This is a genomic window from Micromonospora sp. BL1 (assembly GCF_003667485.1).
Lineage (GTDB): Bacteria > Actinomycetota > Actinomycetes > Mycobacteriales > Micromonosporaceae > Micromonospora > Micromonospora tulbaghiae.
The window spans coordinates 16588-36447 of record NZ_RCVK01000303.1; the positions used below are offsets into that span (position 1 = coordinate 16588).

At 73.4% G+C, this 19860-nt stretch carries 19 protein-coding genes; 9 read left to right on the forward strand and 10 right to left on the reverse strand.

The window, feature by feature from the left end; translation table 11 throughout:
* Positions 1 to 30 precede the first annotated feature (30 nt).
* On the reverse strand, positions 31 to 789 hold the full coding sequence (locus EAD96_RS31035) for a hypothetical protein (RefSeq protein ID WP_158614811.1): 759 nt from the start codon (positions 787 to 789) through the stop codon (positions 31 to 33).
* A 486-nt stretch (positions 790 to 1275) separates the two neighbouring features.
* On the opposite strand from EAD96_RS31035, the gene pdhA reads away from it, so the two are divergent.
* The 6 genes from pdhA (at position 1276) to EAD96_RS22855 (ending at position 10353) form a co-directional block, all read left to right on the forward strand.
* On the forward strand, positions 1276 to 2454 hold the full coding sequence (gene pdhA, locus EAD96_RS22835; RefSeq protein WP_013283359.1) for a pyruvate dehydrogenase (acetyl-transferring) E1 component subunit alpha: 1179 nt from the start codon (positions 1276 to 1278) through the stop codon (positions 2452 to 2454).
* Entirely contained in the window at positions 2454 to 3443 is a 990-nt protein-coding gene (locus EAD96_RS22840; protein ID WP_030269708.1) for an alpha-ketoacid dehydrogenase subunit beta, read from the forward strand. Before pdhA ends, EAD96_RS22840 begins: the two co-directional genes overlap by 1 nt.
* A gap of 5 nt (positions 3444 to 3448) precedes the next feature.
* Complete coding sequence (locus EAD96_RS22845) at positions 3449 to 4912, forward strand: dihydrolipoamide acetyltransferase family protein (RefSeq protein WP_121685727.1); 1464 nt, start codon at positions 3449 to 3451, stop codon at positions 4910 to 4912.
* Between the two features lie 223 nt (positions 4913 to 5135).
* Positions 5136 to 5273 carry a hypothetical protein gene (locus EAD96_RS31240; RefSeq protein ID WP_013283356.1) on the forward strand — a complete coding sequence of 46 codons (138 nt, stop codon included), beginning with the start codon at positions 5136 to 5138 and terminating at the stop codon, positions 5271 to 5273.
* 346 nt (positions 5274 to 5619) lie between these two features.
* Positions 5620 to 8400 carry a hypothetical protein gene (locus EAD96_RS22850; RefSeq protein WP_121685719.1) on the forward strand — a complete coding sequence of 927 codons (2781 nt, stop codon included), beginning with the start codon at positions 5620 to 5622 and terminating at the stop codon, positions 8398 to 8400.
* 117 nt (positions 8401 to 8517) lie between these two features.
* The gene (locus tag EAD96_RS22855) at positions 8518 to 10353 is read left to right on the forward strand and encodes an NHL domain-containing thioredoxin family protein (RefSeq protein WP_121685720.1); all 1836 of its coding nucleotides are present in this window, start codon (positions 8518 to 8520) and stop codon (positions 10351 to 10353) included.
* Between the two features lie 9 nt (positions 10354 to 10362).
* Here EAD96_RS22855 and EAD96_RS22860 read toward each other — a convergent pair whose 3' ends face one another.
* The 3 genes from EAD96_RS22860 to EAD96_RS22870 are packed head-to-tail and all read right to left on the reverse strand — an operon-like array spanning position 10363 to position 12576.
* Entirely contained in the window at positions 10363 to 11112 is a 750-nt protein-coding gene (locus EAD96_RS22860) for a LamB/YcsF family protein (protein WP_120572392.1), read from the reverse strand.
* Positions 11096 to 11965: a biotin-dependent carboxyltransferase family protein gene (locus tag EAD96_RS22865; protein WP_121685721.1), complete on the reverse strand. Its 870-nt coding sequence runs from the start codon at positions 11963 to 11965 to the stop codon at positions 11096 to 11098. The genes EAD96_RS22860 and EAD96_RS22865 overlap by 17 nt, the downstream gene beginning before the upstream one ends.
* The gene (locus EAD96_RS22870) at positions 11962 to 12576 is read right to left on the reverse strand and encodes an allophanate hydrolase subunit 1 (RefSeq protein ID WP_121685722.1); all 615 of its coding nucleotides are present in this window, start codon (positions 12574 to 12576) and stop codon (positions 11962 to 11964) included. Before EAD96_RS22870 ends, EAD96_RS22865 begins: the two co-directional genes overlap by 4 nt.
* Before the next feature lie 75 nt (positions 12577 to 12651).
* Between EAD96_RS22870 and EAD96_RS22875 the strand changes: the two genes are divergently transcribed.
* Positions 12652 to 13329 carry a hemolysin III family protein gene (locus EAD96_RS22875; protein WP_121685723.1) on the forward strand — a complete coding sequence of 226 codons (678 nt, stop codon included), beginning with the start codon at positions 12652 to 12654 and terminating at the stop codon, positions 13327 to 13329.
* Between the two features lie 63 nt (positions 13330 to 13392).
* On the opposite strand, the gene EAD96_RS22880 is transcribed toward EAD96_RS22875, so the two are convergent.
* Positions 13393 to 13683: a DUF6458 family protein gene (locus EAD96_RS22880; protein WP_120572396.1), complete on the reverse strand. Its 291-nt coding sequence runs from the start codon at positions 13681 to 13683 to the stop codon at positions 13393 to 13395.
* Positions 13684 to 13800: 117 nt separating this feature from the next.
* Between EAD96_RS22880 and EAD96_RS22885 the strand changes: the two genes are divergently transcribed.
* Positions 13801 to 14337 (forward strand): histidine phosphatase family protein, encoded by a 537-nt coding sequence (locus EAD96_RS22885; protein WP_121685724.1) that lies wholly within the window; start codon positions 13801 to 13803, stop codon positions 14335 to 14337.
* A 9-nt stretch (positions 14338 to 14346) separates the two neighbouring features.
* Here EAD96_RS22885 and EAD96_RS22890 read toward each other — a convergent pair whose 3' ends face one another.
* Entirely contained in the window at positions 14347 to 14754 is a 408-nt protein-coding gene (locus EAD96_RS22890) for a helix-turn-helix domain-containing protein (protein WP_120572398.1), read from the reverse strand.
* Positions 14755 to 14893: 139 nt separating this feature from the next.
* Between EAD96_RS22890 and EAD96_RS22895 the strand changes: the two genes are divergently transcribed.
* Complete coding sequence (locus EAD96_RS22895; protein ID WP_121685725.1) at positions 14894 to 15760, forward strand: aldo/keto reductase family oxidoreductase; 867 nt, start codon at positions 14894 to 14896, stop codon at positions 15758 to 15760.
* Positions 15761 to 15769: 9 nt separating this feature from the next.
* Here EAD96_RS22895 and EAD96_RS22900 read toward each other — a convergent pair whose 3' ends face one another.
* The 4 genes from EAD96_RS22900 to EAD96_RS22915 all read right to left on the reverse strand — a co-directional run.
* Entirely contained in the window at positions 15770 to 16039 is a 270-nt protein-coding gene (locus EAD96_RS22900) for a DUF6458 family protein (RefSeq protein ID WP_013283345.1), read from the reverse strand.
* 185 nt (positions 16040 to 16224) lie between these two features.
* Complete coding sequence (locus EAD96_RS22905) at positions 16225 to 18081, reverse strand: acyl-CoA dehydrogenase (protein WP_120572400.1); 1857 nt, start codon at positions 18079 to 18081, stop codon at positions 16225 to 16227.
* 116 nt (positions 18082 to 18197) lie between these two features.
* Positions 18198 to 19325 carry a PP2C family protein-serine/threonine phosphatase gene (locus EAD96_RS22910; protein WP_121685726.1) on the reverse strand — a complete coding sequence of 376 codons (1128 nt, stop codon included), beginning with the start codon at positions 19323 to 19325 and terminating at the stop codon, positions 18198 to 18200.
* A 68-nt stretch (positions 19326 to 19393) separates the two neighbouring features.
* Positions 19394 to 19860: septal ring lytic transglycosylase RlpA family protein (locus tag EAD96_RS22915; RefSeq protein ID WP_121685728.1), on the reverse strand; the 467-nt coding region annotated here is incomplete at its 5' end.

A 19860-nucleotide genomic window follows, 5' to 3' on the forward strand; every position in this document is an offset into this window, starting at 1 on the left:
AACCACACCACCACGGCGAAGTGGTGTCGATCATGAGGTGGGGGAAACCGACCGGCTGGCCGGGCCGGACGGATCGGCGGAACTCGACGGACCGGCGGAACCTGACGGGTCGGCGGGACCGGACGGATCCGGTGGACCGGACGTACCCGATGGGCCGGAGGGCTCGGACGTCGGTTCCGACGAGGGCTCGGAGGTGGCCGTCGGCTCGGCGGTCGTGACGGACGGCTCGGGGCTCGGGCTCGGGCTCGGCGTACCCGGATCCGACGGCGACGGCGACGGCGTCGGCGAGGGCACCGGGGACGGACGCGGCGGGCGGACCGGGGTGGGCCGGACCGGCGCGGACGGCGGTGGCGGCGCGGCGACCGGGCGGGACCGGTGCCGGGCGCCGAGGTCGCTGTCGTCGGGCAGGACCGGCGCCGCCGGGAGCACCGGCCGGGCCGGGGGCACCGAGGTCACGTCGACGGCGGGCGTGGGCGTGGACGGTGCCGGGGCCTGGGTGCCCCGGGGCATCGGGATGACCACCGGGCCGACCGAGGGGGTCGGCAGGAACGGGGTGCTGGTGTCGGGGAGGGCGCTGTTGCCGACGCTGGCCGATCCGGTGCTGATCGCGGCGAGGATCGGCATCGACGCGGTGCCGGCGAGCAACGCCACGGTGAGCAGGTAGCCGCGGCTGGGGCCGCCTGTTCCGGGGGCGCGGTGCGCGCCCACGACCCGGCGGTACGGGGAGGCGGGCAGCGCCCGGTGCCGGCCGAGGAAGGGCGTACCGGGCGGACCCTCTGGTTCGGACACCGGCACACTCCTCACGACGGACGGGACGGGAGAGCACGCGCGGATATTAGGACAAATGCCGCGCGGAGGCTCATCGCCAGCTTGACCCAGTGACGCTCAGTTCACCAGCCGCAACCGCGTGTCGACACACATTTTGTACGTCGGCCGCACCCGCCACTGCGGACAAAAGCGCTTATCCGTCATGAACCCGATGGAACCTCACCGGCGAGGGAGGCCATACTGTGGGCCCGCTCACCTCCTCTGCAATCATTCAGACACGACGGCAACGCAGCCGCCACCTCCGCGTACCCCGCGGCTGGTGCGGAACGGCGCCGGCGCTCCCGGGCCTGGGTCTGTCACCGACCGACTCCGGCTCACGCCGCGCGGCAACCCCTACCGGGGTCAGGCGCGGTCGCCAGGGACCGACCCGGCACCAGCCGGGCGGGCGCACGAGGTGCTCGGCTCGGGTAACCCCCGGCGCCGGCGCAGACAGACAGGGAGAGACGGATGGCAAAGGGCGACCCCGGGGCCGCCACCCGCAGCAAGCGGGCCGCACCCCGCACCAGACGCGCCGCCGCGACCGGTGAACCGGAACTCGTACAGCTGCTGACCCCCGAGGGTGAGCGGATCGAGAGCGCGCTCGGCCCGGACGGGACCGAGTACCGCGTCGACTTCACCGACGAGGAGTACCGCGGGCTCTACCGCGACCTCGTGCTGGTCCGCAAGCTGGACGCCGAGGCCACCGCCCTGCAGCGCCAGGGCGAGCTGGGCCTGTGGGCCAGCCTGCTGGGCCAGGAGGCCGCGCAGGTCGGCTCCGGCCGGGCACTGCGTACCCAGGACATGGCCTTCCCGACCTACCGCGAGCACGGCGTGCTCTACTGCCGCGGCATCGACCCGATCATGCCGCTGGGCCTGTTCCGCGGCGTCGACCAGGGCGGCTGGGACCCGAACGAGTTCAAGTTCAACATGTACACGATCGTCATCGGGGCGCAGACCCTGCACGCGACCGGGTACGCCATGGGTGTCGCCATGGACGGCAAGACCGGCGGCGAGGACGGCGAGGCGGTCATCGCCTACTTCGGCGACGGCGCCACCAGCCAGGGCGACGTCAACGAGTCGTTCGTCTGGGCCAGCGTCTTCAACGCCCCGCTGGTGTTCTTCTGCCAGAACAACCAGTACGCCATCTCCGAGCCGCTGGAGCGGCAGACCCGGGTGCCGCTGTACCGGCGGGCCGGCGGGTTCGGCTTCCCCGGCGTCCGGGTGGACGGCAACGACGTGCTCGCGTCGTACGCGGTGACCCGGCACGCGCTGGACAACGCGCGCAACGGCCAGGGCCCGAGCCTGATCGAGGCGTACACCTACCGGATGGGCGCGCACACCACCTCCGACGACCCGACCCGCTACCGCATCGCCAGCGAGGTCGAGGCGTGGCAGGCCAAGGACCCGATCGCCCGGATGAAGGCGTTCCTGACCAAGCAGAAGATCGCCGACGAGTCGTTCTTCACCGAGGTCGACGAGCAGGCCCGCACCGAGTCGGTGCACCTGCGCGAGCGCGTGCTCGCCATGCCCGACCCACAGCCGGTGACCATGTTCGACCACGTCTACCCCAACGGCTCTCCCGAGCTGGACGAGCAGCGGGCCCGGTTCACGCAGTACATGGAGTCCTTCGAGGGGAGCGCGCACTGATGGCCACGGAGACGCTCACCCTCGGCAAGGCGCTCAACACCGGCCTGCGGCGGGCCCTGGAGAACGACCCCAAGGTCGTCATCATGGGCGAGGACGTCGGCAAGCTCGGCGGCGTGTTCCGGATCACCGACGGCCTCCAGAAGGATTTCGGCGACCAGCGCGTGATCGACACCCCGCTGGCCGAGTCCGGCATCATCGGCACCGCCGTCGGCCTGGCCATCCGCGGCTTCCGGCCGGTCTGCGAGATCCAGTTCGACGGCTTCGTCTACCCCGCGTACGACCAGATCGTGTCGCAGGTGGCGAAGATGCACTACCGCTCGCAGGGCAAGGTGCGGATCCCCATGGTCATCCGCATCCCGTTCGGCGGCGGCATCGGCGCGGTCGAGCACCACTCCGAGTCGCCCGAGGCGTACTTCGCGCACACCGCCGGTCTCAAGGTGGTGAGCTGCGCGAACCCGCAGGACGCGTACGTGATGATCCAGCAGGCGATCGCGTCGGACGACCCGATCGTGTTCCTGGAGCCGAAGCGGCGCTACTGGGAGAAGGGTCCGGTGGACCTGGACGCGCCGATCGCCGACGCGTACCCGCTGCACTCGGCCCGGGTCGCGCGGCCCGGCACCGACGCGACGGTGCTGGCGTACGGCCCGATGGTGCGCACCGCGCTCGACGCGGCCACCGCCGCCGCCGAGGACGGCCGTGAGCTGGAGGTCATCGACCTGCGCACGATCTCGCCGCTGGACCTGACCGCCGCGTACGAGTCGGTGCGGCGTACCGGCCGCTGCGTGGTCGTGCACGAGGCCCCGGGCAACCTGGGTCTCGGGTCGGAGATCGCGGCCCGGATCACCGAGGAGTGCTTCTACTCCCTGGAGTCCCCGGTGCTGCGGGTGACCGGCTTCGACACCCCCTACCCGGCCGCCCGGGTGGAGGAGGAGTACCTGCCCGACCTGGACCGGGTGCTCGACGCCGTCGACCGCACGTTCGGCTGGTGAGCGGCATGTCCCGGATCAAGGAGTTCAACCTTCCCGACCTGGGCGAGGGCCTTACCGAGGGCGAGATCCTCGCGTGGCTGGTCAAGGTCGGCGACGACATCGAGCTGAACCAGCCGATCGTCGAGGTGGAGACCGCCAAGGCGGCGGTCGAGATCCCGGCGAAGTGGGCCGGCCGGGTGCAGGCGATCTTCCACCCGGAGGGGTCGACGGTCGAGGTCGGCGTGCCGATCATCGCGATCGACACCGACCCGAACGCCGGGCCGATCGAGGAGTCGACCACCGCCACCCCGGCGTCGGAGCTGCCCACCCCGTCGGCCGCGTCGCTGGCCGCGGTCCAGGTCGCGCCCGCCGAGGGCATGGTCGAGCCGGGTCTGATCGGCGGTGTCGCCCCGGGTGGGCGTACCGCGGTGCTGGTCGGCTACGGCCCGCGCAACGCCCCGGCCAAGCGCCGCCCGCGCAAGGGCGACGCGCCGGCACCGGCTCAGGCCGCCACCCCGGTGGCACCCGCGCCTGTCGCTCCCGCCCCGGTGGCGCCCGCTCCCACGCCGGCGGTCAACGGCAACGGCCGGGTCTCCGGCCCGGTGCTGGCCAAGCCGCCGGTCCGCAAGCTGGCGAAGGATCTCGGCATCGACCTGGCCACGCTCACCGGCTCGGGTCCGCTCGGCTCGATCACCCGTGAGGACGTACAGCGTGCGGCGACCGCGGCCCCGGCGGCGGCCGAGCCGCTGACGGTCGCGGCACCGGCCGCGTCGGCCGCGAGCTTCGGCGCGGACCGCGAGCGGCGCATCCCGGTCAAGGGGGTACGCAAGCTCACCGCGGAGAACATGGCCCGCTCGGCGTTCACCGCCCCGCACGTCACGGAGTTCCTGACCGTCGACGTGACCCGGGCGATGAAGGCGCTGGACCGGCTCCGCGACCGGCGCGAGTGGCGGGACGTGCGGGTCTCGCCGCTCCTGCTGGTCGCCAAGGCGGTGCTGTTGGCGGTCAAGCGGCACCCGATGGTCAACTCGACCTGGGCCGGCGACGAGATCGTGGTGAAGGAGTACGTCAACCTCGGCATCGCGGCGGCCACCGAGCGTGGCCTGATCGTGCCGAACATCAAGGACGCCGGGCGGCTCTCGCTGCGCGAGCTGGCGGACGCGATGACGGATCTGGTGCAGACCGCGAAGTCGGGGAAGACGTCCCCGGCGGACATGTCCGGCGGCACGCTCACCATCACCAACGTCGGCGTCTTCGGCGTGGACACCGGTACGCCGATCCTGCCCCCGGGCGAGTCGGCGATCCTCGCCTTCGGCGCGGTACGGGAGCAGCCGTGGGTGCACAAGGGCAAGGTGAAGCCGCGCCTGGTGACCACGCTGGGCCTGTCCTTCGACCACCGGATCATCGACGGTGAGCTGGGCTCGAAGTTCCTCCGCGACATCGGCGACTTCCTGGCCGACCCGGAGGCGGCGCTGCTCGCCTGGACCTGACGCACCACGCTCCGGTCACGGCCGGTGTGCCAAGGGTGAACGCCCGGCACACCGGCCGTGACTTTTTTGGGAACGGATTCGTCGGATCTGAGGGTGTGAACACCTACGATCCGTAGGTACGTGGTTCAGCTCACCTAATAATCGATGGCGATGGGCGTCCCGGTGCGCTTAAATAGAGACATCAAGGGGCTGACAACCGAATAGCCAGGAGGAGAGACCCAAGATGAGCATGATCGAGCGAATCCGCACCCGCCGCGACGCCAACCGCCGCGCCCGCGCCATCGAGCACGCGCTGCGCTCCGCCAACTCGCCCGCGGTCCGCGAGGAGCTTCTCGCCATCGCCCAGCGTCACATGAGCTGACGCCATCGACCTTTCTCACCTCCTCCAGTCCGAAGACCCGCCCGGCACCGGGCGGGTCTTCGGCGTATCGGCATCGGTCGGCACCGGGATTCCACCTCGCTCCACCGCCCGGTACGGTTGGCACGGTCGCCAACCGGTTGGTTCCGGGCCGACGCGGGCAAGTGAAACCCATCGACGTCGTCCGGTGACCGACGGTGACGGCTGATGCTCCCCGGGCGGCTCCGGGCGACCACCGGATACGGTGCGGGGAGCCCGCACGGCCGGTACCCGCCGGCGACGCCGGTAGCCATGCCGACGGTTCCCCGACCGGCATCGGCGGCCGACCTGTGATGGAGGAGGCGCACCCATGACGTCCGAGGCTCCGCACCGCCCCGGCCAGGAGCCGGGCGAGGTGTCGCCGGGCACCGGCGGACCGGTGCCGTACGGCGATCAGCCGGCGCAGCAGGACAACGGGTACAACGGCGCGCCCGACCTCGGCTGGGCACCGCCCCCGCCGGCCGGTCGGCCCGCGCAGCCGGCCCCGGCCTGGGCCGCGAACGACGACCAGCCGCCCGCGTGGGCCCCGCCCGCGGGCCAGCCGGTGACCGGGCGGGCCACCGCCCAGGTCCCGCAGCCCGCCTGGGGCGGCACCGACCAGGGCAGTCCCGCCTGGGCCGGTTCCGGTGGCCCCGCCTGGGGCAGCCAGGAGCAGTCCGGCCCGGACCGCGGCGCCGAGCAGGCTCCGCCCGCCTGGGCCGCCACGCCGCCGGGCAGCCCGGCCGAGCCGTCACAGGCCCCTTGGGTCGCCGAGCAGAACCGTCCCGGATGGAACTCCGGCGAACAGCAGCAGGGCTGGTCTCCGTCCGGTGACCCGGCCGCCCGCGGCACCGGATACGTGCCCGCCCCGGCCACCGTGCCGAACGAGACCTGGGTCACGCCCGCCCCCGCGGACGACCCGCACCGCTCCGGCGGCTTCGCGCCCACCGGCGGGCAGCACGAGGACGCCTCCGGTCGCGCCGGTGGCTGGGCCGCCACCCCGCCGCCGGACGACCCGAACCGCTCCGGTGGCTGGACCCCGCGCGACGAGCAGCCCGCCGCGCCCGACGACCCGAACCGCTCGGGCGGCTGGACCCCACGCGAGAGCCAGCCGGCCTGGGCGCCGGGCCAGCAGACCGGCGCCACCTGGCCGCCGGCCGACCCGCCCGCCCGTGCCGCCGCCGCGGTCTCGGTGCCCGGCACCGCCCGGCCGGACAACGCCTGGTCCACTCCGGAGCAGTCCGATCAGGACAACCGCTCCACCGAGGACAGCGGTGGCTGGCGGGCGACCGCTGGGCCGCAGCACGACGAGGGACAGCGTTCCGGCGGCTGGCCCGCACCGCAGGCCGAGAACCGGTCCGGCGGCTGGGACGAGCCGGCCCGCACCGAGGACCCGGACCGCTCCGGCGGCTGGGCCGCCGGGCGCGCCGCGAACCCCGCCGAGCCGGCACAGCCGGGCGGCTGGGAGCCGAACCGTCAGTCCGGCGGCTGGGGCGACGGCGCCGCCGTGCCGCAGCAGCGTGACTCCGGCGAGCAGGCCGGCTCCTGGAGCGGCGCGGCCTCCGTACCGCAGCAGCACGAGCCCGGGCGGCCGTCGGACGAGCCGGCGCAGCCCGCCTGGGGCGCCGCCGCGCCGGCCGAGGCCCGCGCGAGCGTGTCCGTGCCGTCGACCGACGCACCCGCCGGCTGGGGCGGCAACCAGGACGAGCGTGCCCCCGAGCCGTGGTCGCCGGCCGAGGCGTGGGGCCGGTCCGAGGACTCCGCCCCGGCCTACCAGCCCGCCCCCGCGCCGGGCATCTCTCCCGGCAACGCCGTGCCGCTTCCGGCGCAGCAGCAGCGGGTGCCGGGCGCCGCGCTCGCCGCGTCGCCGCCCACCGACCACCCTGGCACCGAACCCCAGGGGTACGAGCCGGAGCGCGGCGACGGTGCCTGGGGCGCGTCCCGTGCCGAGGAGCCGCAGTCGCCCGCCGTTCCCGGACCGCGTACCTCCCCGGAGGGCGGCCCGGTCTCGGCGAGCGCGTCGGTCCCGGTGGCCAGCCGGGTCACCCCGCCGTCCGACCAGCCGCTGCCGACCAGCGGCCCCACGCCGCAGCCCCGGGTGTACGGCCGGCCCGCCCGCCCGGAGCCCGAGGACGCCCCCGAGCAGGACGAGCCCGGGTTCCCCGGCCAGGACGGGGCGCCCGGCAACGGCTTCCCCGGTCCCCAGTCGCGCTCCGAGGACGCCGACGGCCCGCACGGGTACGCCGGCGCGCCCTCCTCGCCCGCCGCGCCGCCGTCGTTCCCGGTCGGGGTGCCGTCCTTCGTGGACCCACCCGGCAACACCCGTCCCGCCAACGGCGTGCACCCGGGCGGCGAGCAGCCCGACGCCGGCCGTGACCCGTTCGGCGGCCAGCAGAGCCCGTACGGCGCTCCCGGCGGCCAGGACCCGTTCGGCAGCCCGGGTGGCCGGCCGGACCCGTTCGGCGCGCCGGGCGGCCAGCCCGAGCCGTTCGGCGGCCCCGGCGGCCAGCAGGACGCGTTCGGCGGCCCCGGCGGGCAGCAGGCGCCGTTCGGCAGCCCGGCCGGTCGGCCGGAGCCGTTCGGCGAGCCGGACCGGTTCGGCCCGTCGGCCGGTGGACGTGCCTCAGTCGCGGTGCCCGGCCAGGGTCCGGCGGGTGGCGCGAACGCCTTCCCGCCGCCGCCCCAGCAGGCGCCGCCGGCCTGGTCGCAGGACGGGCCCGGCACCGAGCCGGAGCAGGGCCGCTTCGACGCGTTCAAGCCGGATGCCACCGAGTCGCAGACCGAGGCGCCCCCGCCGAAGGTGCGCAACGGCCGGGTGCTCGCCGCCGTGCTGGTCGCGGCGGTACTCATCCTCGCCGTGCCGCTCGGTCTGCTGACGCTGCTCGGCAAGGTCGGCGACGACAAGCCGGCCGGTTTCGACCCGGCGGTCGGCTCCTGCGTGAAGCAGTCCGGCACGAGCGCGGTGGCCGCCGACTGCGGTGAGCCGGGCGCGTTCAGCGTGGTGTCGAAGGTGGACAACAAGGACAAGTGCGCCGATCTGTCGCAGCCCTCGGTCTCGGTCGAGGGCGGCGGGACCACCCGGGTGCTCTGCCTGAAGCCCGCCGGCCAGTAACCACACGGACGCGGAGCGCCCATCCCTCACGGGGTGGGCGCTCCGCGCCGTTCCGGTGTGCGTCTGTTCACCCCGGATCGCCGGGAGCGCGCCCGGCCGGTGCGGCACGATGGAGGCATGAGCGCACGCGTACGGGCACCGGAACTGCGGGGTCGGGCCTGGCTGAACACCGGCGGCAAGGCCGTCACACTGGCCGACCTACGGGGCAAGATCGTTCTGCTCGACTTCTGGACGTTCTGCTGCATCAACTGCCTGCACGTGCTCGACGAGCTGCGCCCGCTCGAAGACAAGTACGGCGACGTCCTGGTCGTGATCGGTGTGCACTCGCCGAAGTTCGAGCACGAGAAGGACCCGGCGGCGCTGGCCGCGGCCGTCGAGCGGTACGGCGTGCACCACCCGGTGCTCGACGACGCCGAGATGGACATGTGGCAGCAGTACGCGGCCAAGGCGTGGCCGACGCTCGCCGTGGTGGACCCCGAGGGGTACGTGGTCGCCACCATGGCCGGCGAGGGGCACGCCGAAGGGCTCGCCCGGCTGATCGACGAGCTGATCTCCACCCACGAGGCGAAGGGCACGCTGCACCGGGGCGAGGGCCCGTACGTGCCGCCGGCCGAGCCGGACACCGTCCTGCGCTTCCCCGGCAAGGCGCTGCCGCTCGACGGCGGGAACCTGCTGGTCAGCGACTCGGCCCGGCACTCTCTGGTCGAGCTGGCCGCCGACGGCGAGACGGTGGTCCGCCGCATCGGCGCCGGTTCCCGGGGCCGGACGGACGGCCCGGCCTCCGCCGCCACGTTCGCCGAGCCGCAGGGGCTCTGCCTGCTGCCGCCGCACGTGGCCGAGGTGGCCGGTTACGACGTGGTCGTCGCGGACACGGTCAACCACCTGCTGCGCGGCGTGCGGCTGTCCTCCGGCGAGGTGGTCACCGTGGCCGGCACCGGGCGGCAGTGGCGTTCGACTGTCGACGACCACGCGCACGACGCCCGCGCGGTCGACCTGTCGTCCCCCTGGGACGTGGCCTGGTACGACGACCGGGTGATCGTGGCGATGGCCGGCATCCACCAGCTCTGGTGGTTCGACCCGATCAAGCGGACCACCGGCATGTACGCCGGAACGACTGTCGAGGCGCTGCGCGACGGCCCGCTGCCGGACGTGTGGATGGCCCAGCCGTCCGGGTTGTCCGTGTCGGCCGACGGCGCCCGCCTCTGGGTCGCCGACAGCGAGACCAGCGCGATCCGGTGGGTCGAGAGCGGTGAGATGCACACCGCCGTCGGTCAGGGCCTGTTCGACTTCGGGCACGTCGACGGCCCGGCCGACCAGGCGTTGCTCCAGCACCCGCTGGGCGTGTGCGCGCTGCCCGACGGCTCGGTGCTGATCGCCGACACGTACAACGGTGCGGTGCGCCGCTTCGACCCGGAGACCGGGCAGGTGGGCACCGTGGCGGACGGGCTGGCCGAGCCGAGCGACCTGGTGCTCACCGGTGAGGGCGACGTGCTGGTGGTCGAGTCGGCCGCGCACCGGCTGACCCGGCTGGCGCCGGGCGCGCTGACGTCGGCCGGGGCGAACACGGTGGACGGCCCCCGGCACCGGCTGGAGCGCAAGCCCACCGACGTGGCGGCCGGTGAGCTGACGCTCGACGTGATCTTCACGCCGGCGCCGGGGCAGAAGCTCGACGAGACGTACGGGCCGTCGACCCGGCTCGTGGTCTCGGCGTCCCCACCGGAGCTGCTGGTCGAGGGCGCGGGCACGACCACCGACCTGTCCCGCAAGCTGGTGGTCAGCGGCGACGTGGCGCAGGGGGTGCTCCAGGTGACCGCCCAGGCGGCGACCTGCGACGCCGACGTGGAGCACGCGGCCTGCCACCTGACCCGGCAGGACTGGGGCGTCCCGGTGCGGGTGGTCAGCGGCGGCACGACCCGCGTGCCGCTGGTCCTGCGCGGCATGGACGAGTCCTGACCGTCCCGTTCAGGCGAACGGGGTGGGGGTCACCCCGGCGTCGATGAGCGCGGCGCGAACCAGTTCCGCGCAGCGCACCGCGCCGGGGCTGTCGCCGTGCAGGCAGATCGACTCGACCGGGGCGGGGACGACCGTCCCGTCCACGGCGACGAGCGTGCGCTCGACTGCCATCCGTACCGCCCGGACGGCCACCTGCTCCGGGTCGGTCACCAGCGCGTCCGGTGAGCTGCGCGGCACCAGCGTGCCGTTGGGCAGGTAGTTGCGGTCGGCGAAGCCCTCGGCCACCACCCGCAGGCCGGCACCGGCCGCGAGCTGGGCCAGCACGGTGCCGGGCTGGCAGAGCACCGGCAGCTCGTGGTCGTACCCGCTGATCGCCGCCACCAGCGCGGCGGCCTGCGATTCGTCGCGGGCCGCCGCGTGGTAGAGCGCGCCGTGGGGTTTGAGGTAGCGGACCCGGGTGCGGTACAGGCGGCAGAAGGCGTCGAGCGCCCCGAGCTGGTAGATCGTCTCGTCGCGCAGCTCGGCGAAGTCGTACGCGATGTGCCGCCGGCCGAAGCCGGCGAGGTCGCGGTAGCCGACCTGCGCGCCCACCGCGACGCCGCGTTCGGCGGCGCCGGCGCAGACCCGGTGCATGGTGGCCGCGTCACCGGCGTGGAAGCCGCAGGCAACGTTCGCGGAGCTGATCAGGTCGAGCAGTGCGTGATCGTCGCCCAGCCGCCAGCTTCCGAATCCCTCGCCCAGGTCAGCGTTGAGGTCCATGAAACGTCACCGTAGTGCCTGGCCGGGCCTGGGCGAGCGGGGTCACGTCGTCCACCACCCCGATGACCGGGTACCCGCCGGTGGTCGGGTGGTCGGCCAGGAAGACGAGCGGTTGGCCCGACGGCGGCACCTGCACCGCGCCGAGCACCAGGCCCTCGCTGGGCAGTTCGCCGGCGACCGCGCGGGGCAGGGCCGCGCCGGCCAGCCGAGCGCCGACCCGGTTGCTGTCCGGGCTCACCGTGTACGCGTCGCGACACAGCAGCTCCAGCGCCTCGGGGGTGAACCAGTCCTGCCGGGGGCCGGGACGCACGGTGAGCCGCAGTTCGTCCGGGACGGGCCGCGTGACGGCGAGGTCGACGGGTGCGGGTGGACCGGCCGGGGTGCCGAGGGGCAGCCGGTCCCCGTCGCGCAGCGGCGGCGGCCCCAGGCCGGAGAGCGTGTCGGTGGCGCGGCTGCCGAGCATCGGCTCGACCGCGATCCCGCCGCTGACGGCCAGCCAGGTGCGTACCCCGGCGCGGGCCGGTCCGACGCGCAGCACCGCCCCGGCGGGCAGCGCGAGCGGCCGTCCCACGTCCCCCGGGCGCCGCCGTGCGGCTCCGGCCGGCCACTCGACGACCACGTCGGCCGCGGCCCCGGTGAGGGCGGCAGCCACCGCCCGGGTGACGCGCAGCGCGCAGCCGGTCAGGGTGATCTCCAGCCCGGCGGCGTGCTCGTCGTTGCCGACGAGCCGGTTGGCCAGGCGCAGGGCGGCCGGGTCGAGCGCGCCGGAGCGGGGTACGCCGAGGTGCGCCCACCCGGGCCGGCCCTGGTCCTGGACGGTGGTGAGCGCGCCGGCCCGCAGCACCTCGATCACGGTGCGTCGGCCAGCCGGACGCGGGTGCCCGGGGTGAGCCGGGCCGGCGGGTCGGCGTGCACGTCGAACAGCGGCAGGTCGGTGCGGCCGACGAGCAGCCAGCCGCCCGGTGACGCGGCGGGGTAGATGCCCGCGTACGGGCCGGCGAGCGCGACCGAGCCGGCCGGCACCCGGGTACGCGGTGTGGCGAGCCGGGGCACGGCCAGCTCGGGCGGCAGCCCGGTCAGGTACGCGAACCCGGGCGCGAACCCGCAGAACGCGACTCGGAACTCGGTGCGCCGCAGCCGGTCGACGACTGCGGGCACGTCGACGTTCCAGTGCCCGGCGACGCGTGGGAGGTCTTCGCCGTCGTACATGACCGGCACCCGGACCTCGGCGGTGGCCGCGCCGGAGGCGGCGGTCCGGGGCCGCCAGCCGGTGATCCGGGCGGCGGCCGCCTCGGGGTCCGGTACGCCGTCGAGCAGCACGGTGACCGCGCCGGGGACGATCTCGGTGGCGGTCAGCTCGCCGGCCTCGCGGCGGTGCCACAGCTCGGCCTGCCACGCCTGCGCCTGCTCCGCGTCGTCGCAGTCGAGGAGCAGGGCGTACGCCCCGGCCGGCCGGATCCGCATCCGGTCATCCTCCCGTCGGCTGACGTGACGGTCCACACTACTTGCAAGTAACCTACGCCGTCGTAACCTATTGAGGTGACGACCTCCGCACCGTTCCGGCTCCGGCCGGCCGACATCGGGAAGCCGCGCATGCGCGGCTGGCTGCACGCATACGCGTTCTTCGCCGCTCTCGTCTGCGGCATCGTGCTGTGTTCGATCGCCGCCGGCCGTCCCGGCTGGGCGCCGCTGGTGAGCTGCCTGATCTACAGCTTCACCGTGTGCGGACTGTTCGGCACCAGCGCGCTCTACCACCGGCGGGTCTGGTCCGAACGCGGCTACCAGATCATGCGCCGGATGGACCACTCGATGATCTTCGTGTTCATCGCCGGCACCTACACACCGTTCTGCGCGCTGCTGCTGGACAACCGGCAGGCCACGATCATGCTGAGCCTGGTCTGGGGCGGCGCGATCGCGGGCGTGGCGGTGAAGCTGATCTGGCCGCACGCGCCGCGCTGGGTCTCCGCCCCGCTCTACCTGGCGCTCGGCTGGGTGGCGGTGGCCATGCTGCCGCAGATCCTTCATGCCGGTGGCGTCACCGCGCTGGTGCTGCTGAGCGTGGGCGGCGCGATCTACAGCGTGGGCGCGGTGTTCTACGCGCTGCGCCGGCCGAACCCGTGGCCCACCGTCTTCGGGCACCACGAGTTCTTCCACGCCTGCACGCTCGTCGCCGCGATCTGCCACCACATCGCGATCTACTTCGCATTGTTCGCCTGAGCCGGGCGGACCCGGACATGCGCGAGGGCCCCGCGCCGTTGCGGGGCCCTCGGGTTCGGGAGGTCAGGCCGGGTAGCCCGAGCCCGGGCGGCGCACCTCGCGGTACTCCTCGCGCACGACGCGGTCGTCACGCACCGGCACCACCGGCTCGGCGACCACCTGCTCGCGTACCGGGGCGGCCACGACCCGGCGGCGGCTGTTCCAGAAGTAGAGCGTGGTGAGCAGGCCGGCGACGCCGGCGAGCATGAGCACCCAGCCCACCACGTTGAGGTTCAGCCATCCCAGATTGGCGTCGATGGCGAACGCGAAGATCGCGCCGAGCGCGATGAGGAAGATGCTGGCACCGATGCCCATGACTTCGCCTCCTTGGCGTCCTGCTGGCGTTTCCTGCCCGCCGCGGCCATGGATGAGGTAGCGGCACACATCGACATACCCAGGCGCTTTGATCGTCAATCAGGCAAGCTGGGCGGTATGACGGACGGCAGGAACGGGCAGCGGACGCTGGTGCTGCTGCGGCACGCCAAGGCCGAGAAGTCCGGTGACCTCCCGGACACGGACCGGTCGCTCACCGCGCGCGGGCACGCCGACGCCGCCACCGCGGGCGCCTGGCTGGCCCGGCACGGGCTGCTCCCCGACGTGGTCCTCTGCTCGCCCGCCCGGCGCACCCGGCAGACCTGGCACGACGTGGCGATGGGCATGAGCGGTTCCCCGCCGGAGGGCGGTCCCGCGGGCTCGGCTCCCGCGGTGCGCTACGAGCCGACCGCGTACGACGCGCTTCCGGATCAGCTGCTGGAGCTGCTGTGGACGGTCGAGCCGACCGCCGGGACGGTGCTGCTCGTCGCCCACAACCCGGGGATCTCTCTGCTGTCGGCGCTGCTCGACCCGCAGCGGGCCGACCCGGACGGGCTACGGACCACCGATCTGGTGGTGCACCGGCCGACGACCCGCTGGGCCGACCTCGCGCCGGGAAACGCGCCGATCACCGGCCGCCACACCGCCCGCGCCTGAGCGGACGGCTCAGACCCGGCTGTCGTAGGTCGCCCGGTTGGCGAGCACGTCGTCCATGTGCGTCTCGGCCCAGGTCTTCAGGCCCCGGATCATCTCGTGCAGGGAGTACCCGAGGTCGGTCAGCTCGTAGGTGACAGTCACCGGCACCGTCGGCTCCACGGTGCGGGTGATCATTCCGTCGCGCTCCAGGGCGCGCAGCGTCTGGGTGAGCATCTTCTGGCTGACCCCGGGCAGCGTGCGGAACAGCTCGGAGTATCGCCTCGGTCGCGGCTCACCGGCGCAGTCCGCTCCGAACCGGTGCGAGCCGTCGGTACGCAACGCGGCCAGCACCAGCGTGACCCACTTGTCGGTGATCCGGTCGAGCAGTTGCCGGCTGGGGCACTGGGCCAGGAACGCGTCGTACTCGGCCTTGCTCATGCTCTGCTCCTGCCACGCCGGTGAGCTACGCACTTTGAGGTGCCTACTTCCCCCCGGAAAGTTACACCCCGATAGTGGAGGCCGGGCGCTGTGATCCGGCGGCGCCCGTGACGGACGACGAGAGCCAAGAGGTACACGCATGGCCCGCACCACCCTTCCCGGCGGCAACTGGACGCTGGGCGACCTGACCGTCACCCGGTTCGGCTACGGCGCGATGCAGCTCGCCGGCCCCTGGGTCATGGGACCGCCCGCCGACCACGACGGCGCCCTGGCGGTGCTGCGCGAGGCGGTCGCGCTCGGCATCACCCACATCGACACCAGCGCGGCGTACGGGCCGTTCGTCACCAACCGGCTGATCCGGGAGGCGCTGCACCCGTACCCGGATTCGCTGCACGTCGTCACCAAGGTCGGCGCGGACCGGGACGAGCAGGGCGGCTGGCCCACCGCACGGGATCCGGAGAGCCTGCGCCGGCAGGTCCGGGAGAACCTGGAGACGCTCGGCGTGGACGCGCTCGGCCTGGTGAACCTGCGGCTGGGCGACGCCACGGGGCCGCACCCCGGATCGCTCGCCGAGGCGCTGGACACGCTCGCCACGCTCCAGCAGGAGGGTCTGATCCGCCACCTGGGCCTGAGTAACGTGACGCCGGAACAGGTGGCCGAGGCGCGGTCGATCGCGCCGATCGTCTGCGTGCAGAACCTGTACAACCTGGCCCACCGCCAGGACGACGACCTGATCGACGAGCTGGCCCGGCAGGGCGTCGCCTACGTGCCGTTCTTCCCGCTCGGCGGGTTCACCCCGTTGCAGTCCTCGGCGTTGTCGGCGGTGGCCGAACGCCTGGGGGTGACGCCGATGGGCGTCGCCCTGGCCTGGCTGCTGCGGCGCTCGCCGAACATCCTGCTGATCCCCGGCACCAAGTCCGTCGCGCACCTGCGCGAGAACGTCGCCGGCGCCGGGCTGGCCCTCTCCGGCGACGACCTCGCCGAGCTGGACCGGATCGGCCGCTGAGACGCGGCGTCAGGACGGCGGGGCCGTCGGCGGCGGCGGGTCGGGCGGCGGCGGCATCATCGCGGTCGGATGCGAGAGCCGGTTCTCCTCCACGATGAGCGTGCGGGCCCGCTTGCGACGGTCCTGCCAGAACCACAGCGTGGTGAGCAGGACGCCCAGCCCGGCCAGGATGAACACCCAGCCGACCGCGCGCAGGTCGATCCACCAGACGTTGGCCCGGATGGCGAAGGTCATGATCGCGCCGAGCGCGATGAGAAAGATGGCGCTACCAATGCCCATGTGCGCTGCACTCCCCCGTGCGATGGCCTTGGGCGTACTCCGGTCGTGGTCCGCGACGGTTACCCGCCACCGGGCCGCCTATCCACCCCGGGCACACGCACGACGACGGCCGGCGGGCTGGTGCCCGCCGGCCGTCGTCATGAGGGGGAGAGTGACGTTTCAGGGGTGAAAGCCCCCGAAAGGGCTCAGAAGACCTCCTCCGGGAGGTCCATGATCTCCAGGTCGGTGCCCTCGATGATCCGGCGGTCGGCGCCGATGCGGGGCAGCACCTCGCGGGCGAAGAACCGGGCCGCGGCGACCTTGCCGGTGTAGAAGGACTTGTCGGCCGCCGAGACCTCGCCGGCCAGCGCCTTCAGCGCCACGTCCGCCTGCTTCTGCAGCAGCCAGCCGACCACCAGGTCGCCGATCGCCAGCAGGAACCGGCGGCTGCTCAGGCCCACCTTGTAGAGCGCGCGGGTGTCGCCGCCCTGGGCCTCGCCCAGCCAGCCGGTCATCACGCCGAGGATGTTCTGGATCTCGGCGAGCGCCTTGCCGAGCGCCTGACGCTCCTCCTTGAGCTGGCCGTTGCCGGCCTCGGAGGCGATGTGCTCCTGGATCTCGGCGGCGACCGCCATCAGGGCCTTGCCGTTGTCCCGGACGATCTTCCGGAAGATCAGGTCGAGGCTCTGGATCGCGGTGGTGCCCTCGTACAGGGTGTCGATCTTGGCGTCCCGGACGTACTGCTCCAGCGGGTAGTCCTGGAGGAAGCCGGAACCGCCGTAGGTCTGGAGCGCCTCGTGACCGAGCAGCTCGTACGCCCGCTCCGAGCCGACGCCCTTGACCAGCGGCAGGAGCAGGTCGTTGACCCGCTTCGCCAGCTTGGTGGCCTTCTCGTCACCGGCCGCCTCGGCGATCGTGACCTTGTCCTGCCAGGTCGCGGTGTAGCAGACCAGCGCGCGCAGGCCCTCGGCGTACGACTTCTGCAGCAGCAGCGAGCGGCGCACGTCCGGGTGGTTGGTGATGGTCACCCGCGGGGCGGTCTTGTCGGCCATCTGGGTCAGGTCCGCGCCCTGCACCCGGTTCTTGGCGTACTCCAGCGCGTTCAGGTAGCCGGTGGAGAGCGTGGCGATCGCCTTGGTGCCGACGAGCATCCGGGCGTACTCGATGATCATGAACATCTGGCGGATGCCGTCGTGCTTCTCGCCCAGCAGCCAGCCCTTGGCCGGTACGCCGTGCTCGCCGAAGGTCACCTCGCAGGTGTTCGAGACCTTCAGGCCCATCTTGTGCTCGACGTTCGTCGCGTAGACGCCGTTGCGCTCGCCCAGCTCGCCGGTCTCGGCGTCGAAGTGGTACTTCGGCACGACGAACAGCGACAGGCCCTTGGTGCCCGGGCCGCCGACGCCCTCGACGCCGACCGGACGGGCCAGCACGTAGTGGACGATGTTGTCGCTCAGGTCGTGCTCACCGGAGGTGATGAAGCGCTTCACGCCCTCGATGTGCCACGAGCCGTCCGGCTGCTGGATCGCGCGGGTACGGCCGGCGCCCACGTCCGAGCCGGCGTCCGGCTCGGTGAGGACCATGGTCGAGCCCCACTGCTTGTCGATGAACAGCCGGGCCCACTTCTTCTGCTCCTCGGTGCCCTCGACGTGCAGCACGTGGGCGAAGGACGGACCGGAGGCGTACATCCAGATCGGGGCGTTGGCGCCGAGCACCAGCTCGGCGAGCGACCACCAGAGGGCGCGCGGAGCGTTGGTGCCGCCCAGGGACTCCGGCAGGTCCAGGCGCCAGAACTCGGAGTCCATGAACGCCTTGTACGACTTCTTGAACGACTCCGGCAGCGGCGCGGTGAACGTCGCCGGGTCGAAGACCGGCGGATTGCGGTCGCTGTCCGAGTAGCTGGCGGCCAGATCCTCGCGGGCGAGGCGGTCGACCTCGCCGAGGAAGCTGCGGGCGGTGTCGACGTCCAGGTCCGTGAACGGCGCCTGGCCGAGCGTCCGGTCCGCCCCGAATACCTCGAACAGGTTGAACTCGAGGTCCCGCACATTGCTCTTGTAGTGGGTCATGCTCGCTGGCCCCGCTTCCGGACAGGTGTTACCGATCAGTAACTCCAGACTGTATTACTCGCCGGTAGGCAACGACAAGCGGATCTCGGAAGTGACAGCGATTACACACTTCCCGTTCATCCGTCGGCGGCGCCGACCTCCCAGCTCGGTACCGGGGATGCGGTGGTGCTGCGCGGGCCGACGTACTCCATCAGGACCAGCGCGATGTCGTCGTCGAGCCGGCCGTGCACCCACTCGACCAGGGCGGTCTCCAGCGAGGCCAGCCCGTCCCCGACGGTGCCGTGGCCGAGCAGCCGCCAGGCGCGGTCGGCGGTGGGGAAGAACTCGCCGTCCCGGCGCGCCTCGCCCAGCCCGTCGGTGAACAGCAGCAGCCGGTCACCCGGTTCCAGCCGCTCCACCCGGGGGCGGACCACTGGCATGAAGCCGAGCGGCGGCGCGGGCGCGGGCGGCTCCAGCGGGATCACCGCGCCCCGGCGCAGCAGCAGCGGTGGCGGGTGCCCGCAGTTGACGATGGTGAGCGTGCCGCCGCGCTCCTCGACCAGGGCCGCGGTGACGAAGTCCTCGTCGCCGACGTTGCGGGCCACCGCGCGGTCCAGGTCGGTCACCACCGCGCGCAGGTCGGCCCGCTCGTACGCGACGTGCCGGTAGGAGCCGAGGACGATGCTGGCCAGGCGGACCGCGTCCAGCCCCTTGCCCCGTACGTCGCCGATGATCATGCGCACGCCGTACGGGGTGTCCATCACCTCGTACAGGTCGCCGCCGATCTCCGCCGTGGCGGTGGACGAGATGTACCGGGCGGCCACCGCGAGCGTCCCGACCTGCGGGCCGAGCGGCCGCAGCACCGCCTGCTGGGCGACCGAGGCGAGCCGGGACAGCTCCGCGATCCGGTCCGCCTGGCGCTGGCGTATCGCCGCCGTGGCGGCCGCGATCGCGGTGGCCGCCCCCACAGCCGTCACGTTGACCACTGTCACCAGCGGGCTACCCCGTTCGGCGACGGCGAAGCCGACACCGATGGCGGTGGCCAGGCCGCCGACCACGAGCACCACCCGCCAGGACGCCAGCGCCGCCGCGAGGAACGGCGCGACGACCATCAGCGCCAGGTAGTGCGCCGGTCGGCCGTCCGCCAGCTCCACCGCGACCACGATCGCGAGCAGCGCGAGGGCCGCGCCGAGGCCGGCGCGGGATCCGGGACTCAGCGGGCCTCGGCCCGGCTGGAAGGGTTGCGTGCGTACATCGGACAGCATGCCTGATGGACGTGAACGGGAGAATGAACCTGGCCCGTCGGTCGTGGAAGTTCTGCCCGAGTGGCCGGTCAGCCGAGCACCTCGTACCGGACGTTCACGTGGCCGAGGCTCGTGGCGGCGATGGTCGCGAACGCGGCGCGGGACAGGTCCAGGCACCGGCCGTCGATGAACGGGCCGCGGTCGTTGATCCGCACCACCACCGACTTGCCGTTGGCCGGGTTGGTGACCCGGACCTTGGTGTCGAACGGCAGCGTCTTGTGCGCCGCGGTGAGCGCGTTCGGGTTGAACGTCTCGCCGTTCGCCGTCATCTGGCCCTCGGCGTAGAAGGAGGCGCCGCAGGAGCCGCTGTCCACGACCTTCGGGCTGCTCGTCTTCTTCGCCGTCGGGGACGGGGAGGCGGTCCGCGCCTTGCTCCGGGAAGCCGCCTGGGTGCGGCTCGCCTTCGGGCTCGCAGTGGCCTTCGGCGACGGGCTGAGGCTCGCGCTCGGCGAGGCCGACGCGCTCGGCGAGGGGGCGGCCGACGTGGGGGCGGGCG

Excerpts from the sequence above, each read along its gene's own strand:
- pdhA (WP_013283359.1), top strand. The coding sequence starts at position 1,276 with ATGGCAAAGGGCGACCCCGGGGCCGCCACCCGCAGCAAGCGGGCCGCA.
- EAD96_RS22840 (WP_030269708.1), top strand. The coding sequence starts at position 2,454 with ATGGCCACGGAGACGCTCACCCTCGGCAAGGCGCTCAACACCGGCCTG.
- EAD96_RS22845 (WP_121685727.1), top strand. The coding sequence starts at position 3,449 with ATGTCCCGGATCAAGGAGTTCAACCTTCCCGACCTGGGCGAGGGCCTT.
- EAD96_RS31240 (WP_013283356.1), top strand. The coding sequence starts at position 5,136 with ATGAGCATGATCGAGCGAATCCGCACCCGCCGCGACGCCAACCGCCGC.
- EAD96_RS22850 (WP_121685719.1), top strand. The coding sequence starts at position 5,620 with ATGACGTCCGAGGCTCCGCACCGCCCCGGCCAGGAGCCGGGCGAGGTG.
- EAD96_RS22855 (WP_121685720.1), top strand. The coding sequence starts at position 8,518 with ATGAGCGCACGCGTACGGGCACCGGAACTGCGGGGTCGGGCCTGGCTG.
- EAD96_RS22860 (WP_120572392.1), bottom strand. The coding sequence starts at position 11,112 with ATGGACCTCAACGCTGACCTGGGCGAGGGATTCGGAAGCTGGCGGCTG.
- EAD96_RS22870 (WP_121685722.1), bottom strand. The coding sequence starts at position 12,576 with ATGCGGATCCGGCCGGCCGGGGCGTACGCCCTGCTCCTCGACTGCGAC.
- EAD96_RS22880 (WP_120572396.1), bottom strand. The coding sequence starts at position 13,683 with ATGGGCATCGGTGCCAGCATCTTCCTCATCGCGCTCGGCGCGATCTTC.
- EAD96_RS22885 (WP_121685724.1), top strand. The coding sequence starts at position 13,801 with ATGACGGACGGCAGGAACGGGCAGCGGACGCTGGTGCTGCTGCGGCAC.
- EAD96_RS22890 (WP_120572398.1), bottom strand. The coding sequence starts at position 14,754 with ATGAGCAAGGCCGAGTACGACGCGTTCCTGGCCCAGTGCCCCAGCCGG.
- EAD96_RS22895 (WP_121685725.1), top strand. The coding sequence starts at position 14,894 with ATGGCCCGCACCACCCTTCCCGGCGGCAACTGGACGCTGGGCGACCTG.
- EAD96_RS22900 (WP_013283345.1), bottom strand. The coding sequence starts at position 16,039 with ATGGGCATTGGTAGCGCCATCTTTCTCATCGCGCTCGGCGCGATCATG.
- EAD96_RS22905 (WP_120572400.1), bottom strand. The coding sequence starts at position 18,081 with ATGACCCACTACAAGAGCAATGTGCGGGACCTCGAGTTCAACCTGTTC.
- EAD96_RS22910 (WP_121685726.1), bottom strand. The coding sequence starts at position 19,325 with ATGCTGTCCGATGTACGCACGCAACCCTTCCAGCCGGGCCGAGGCCCG.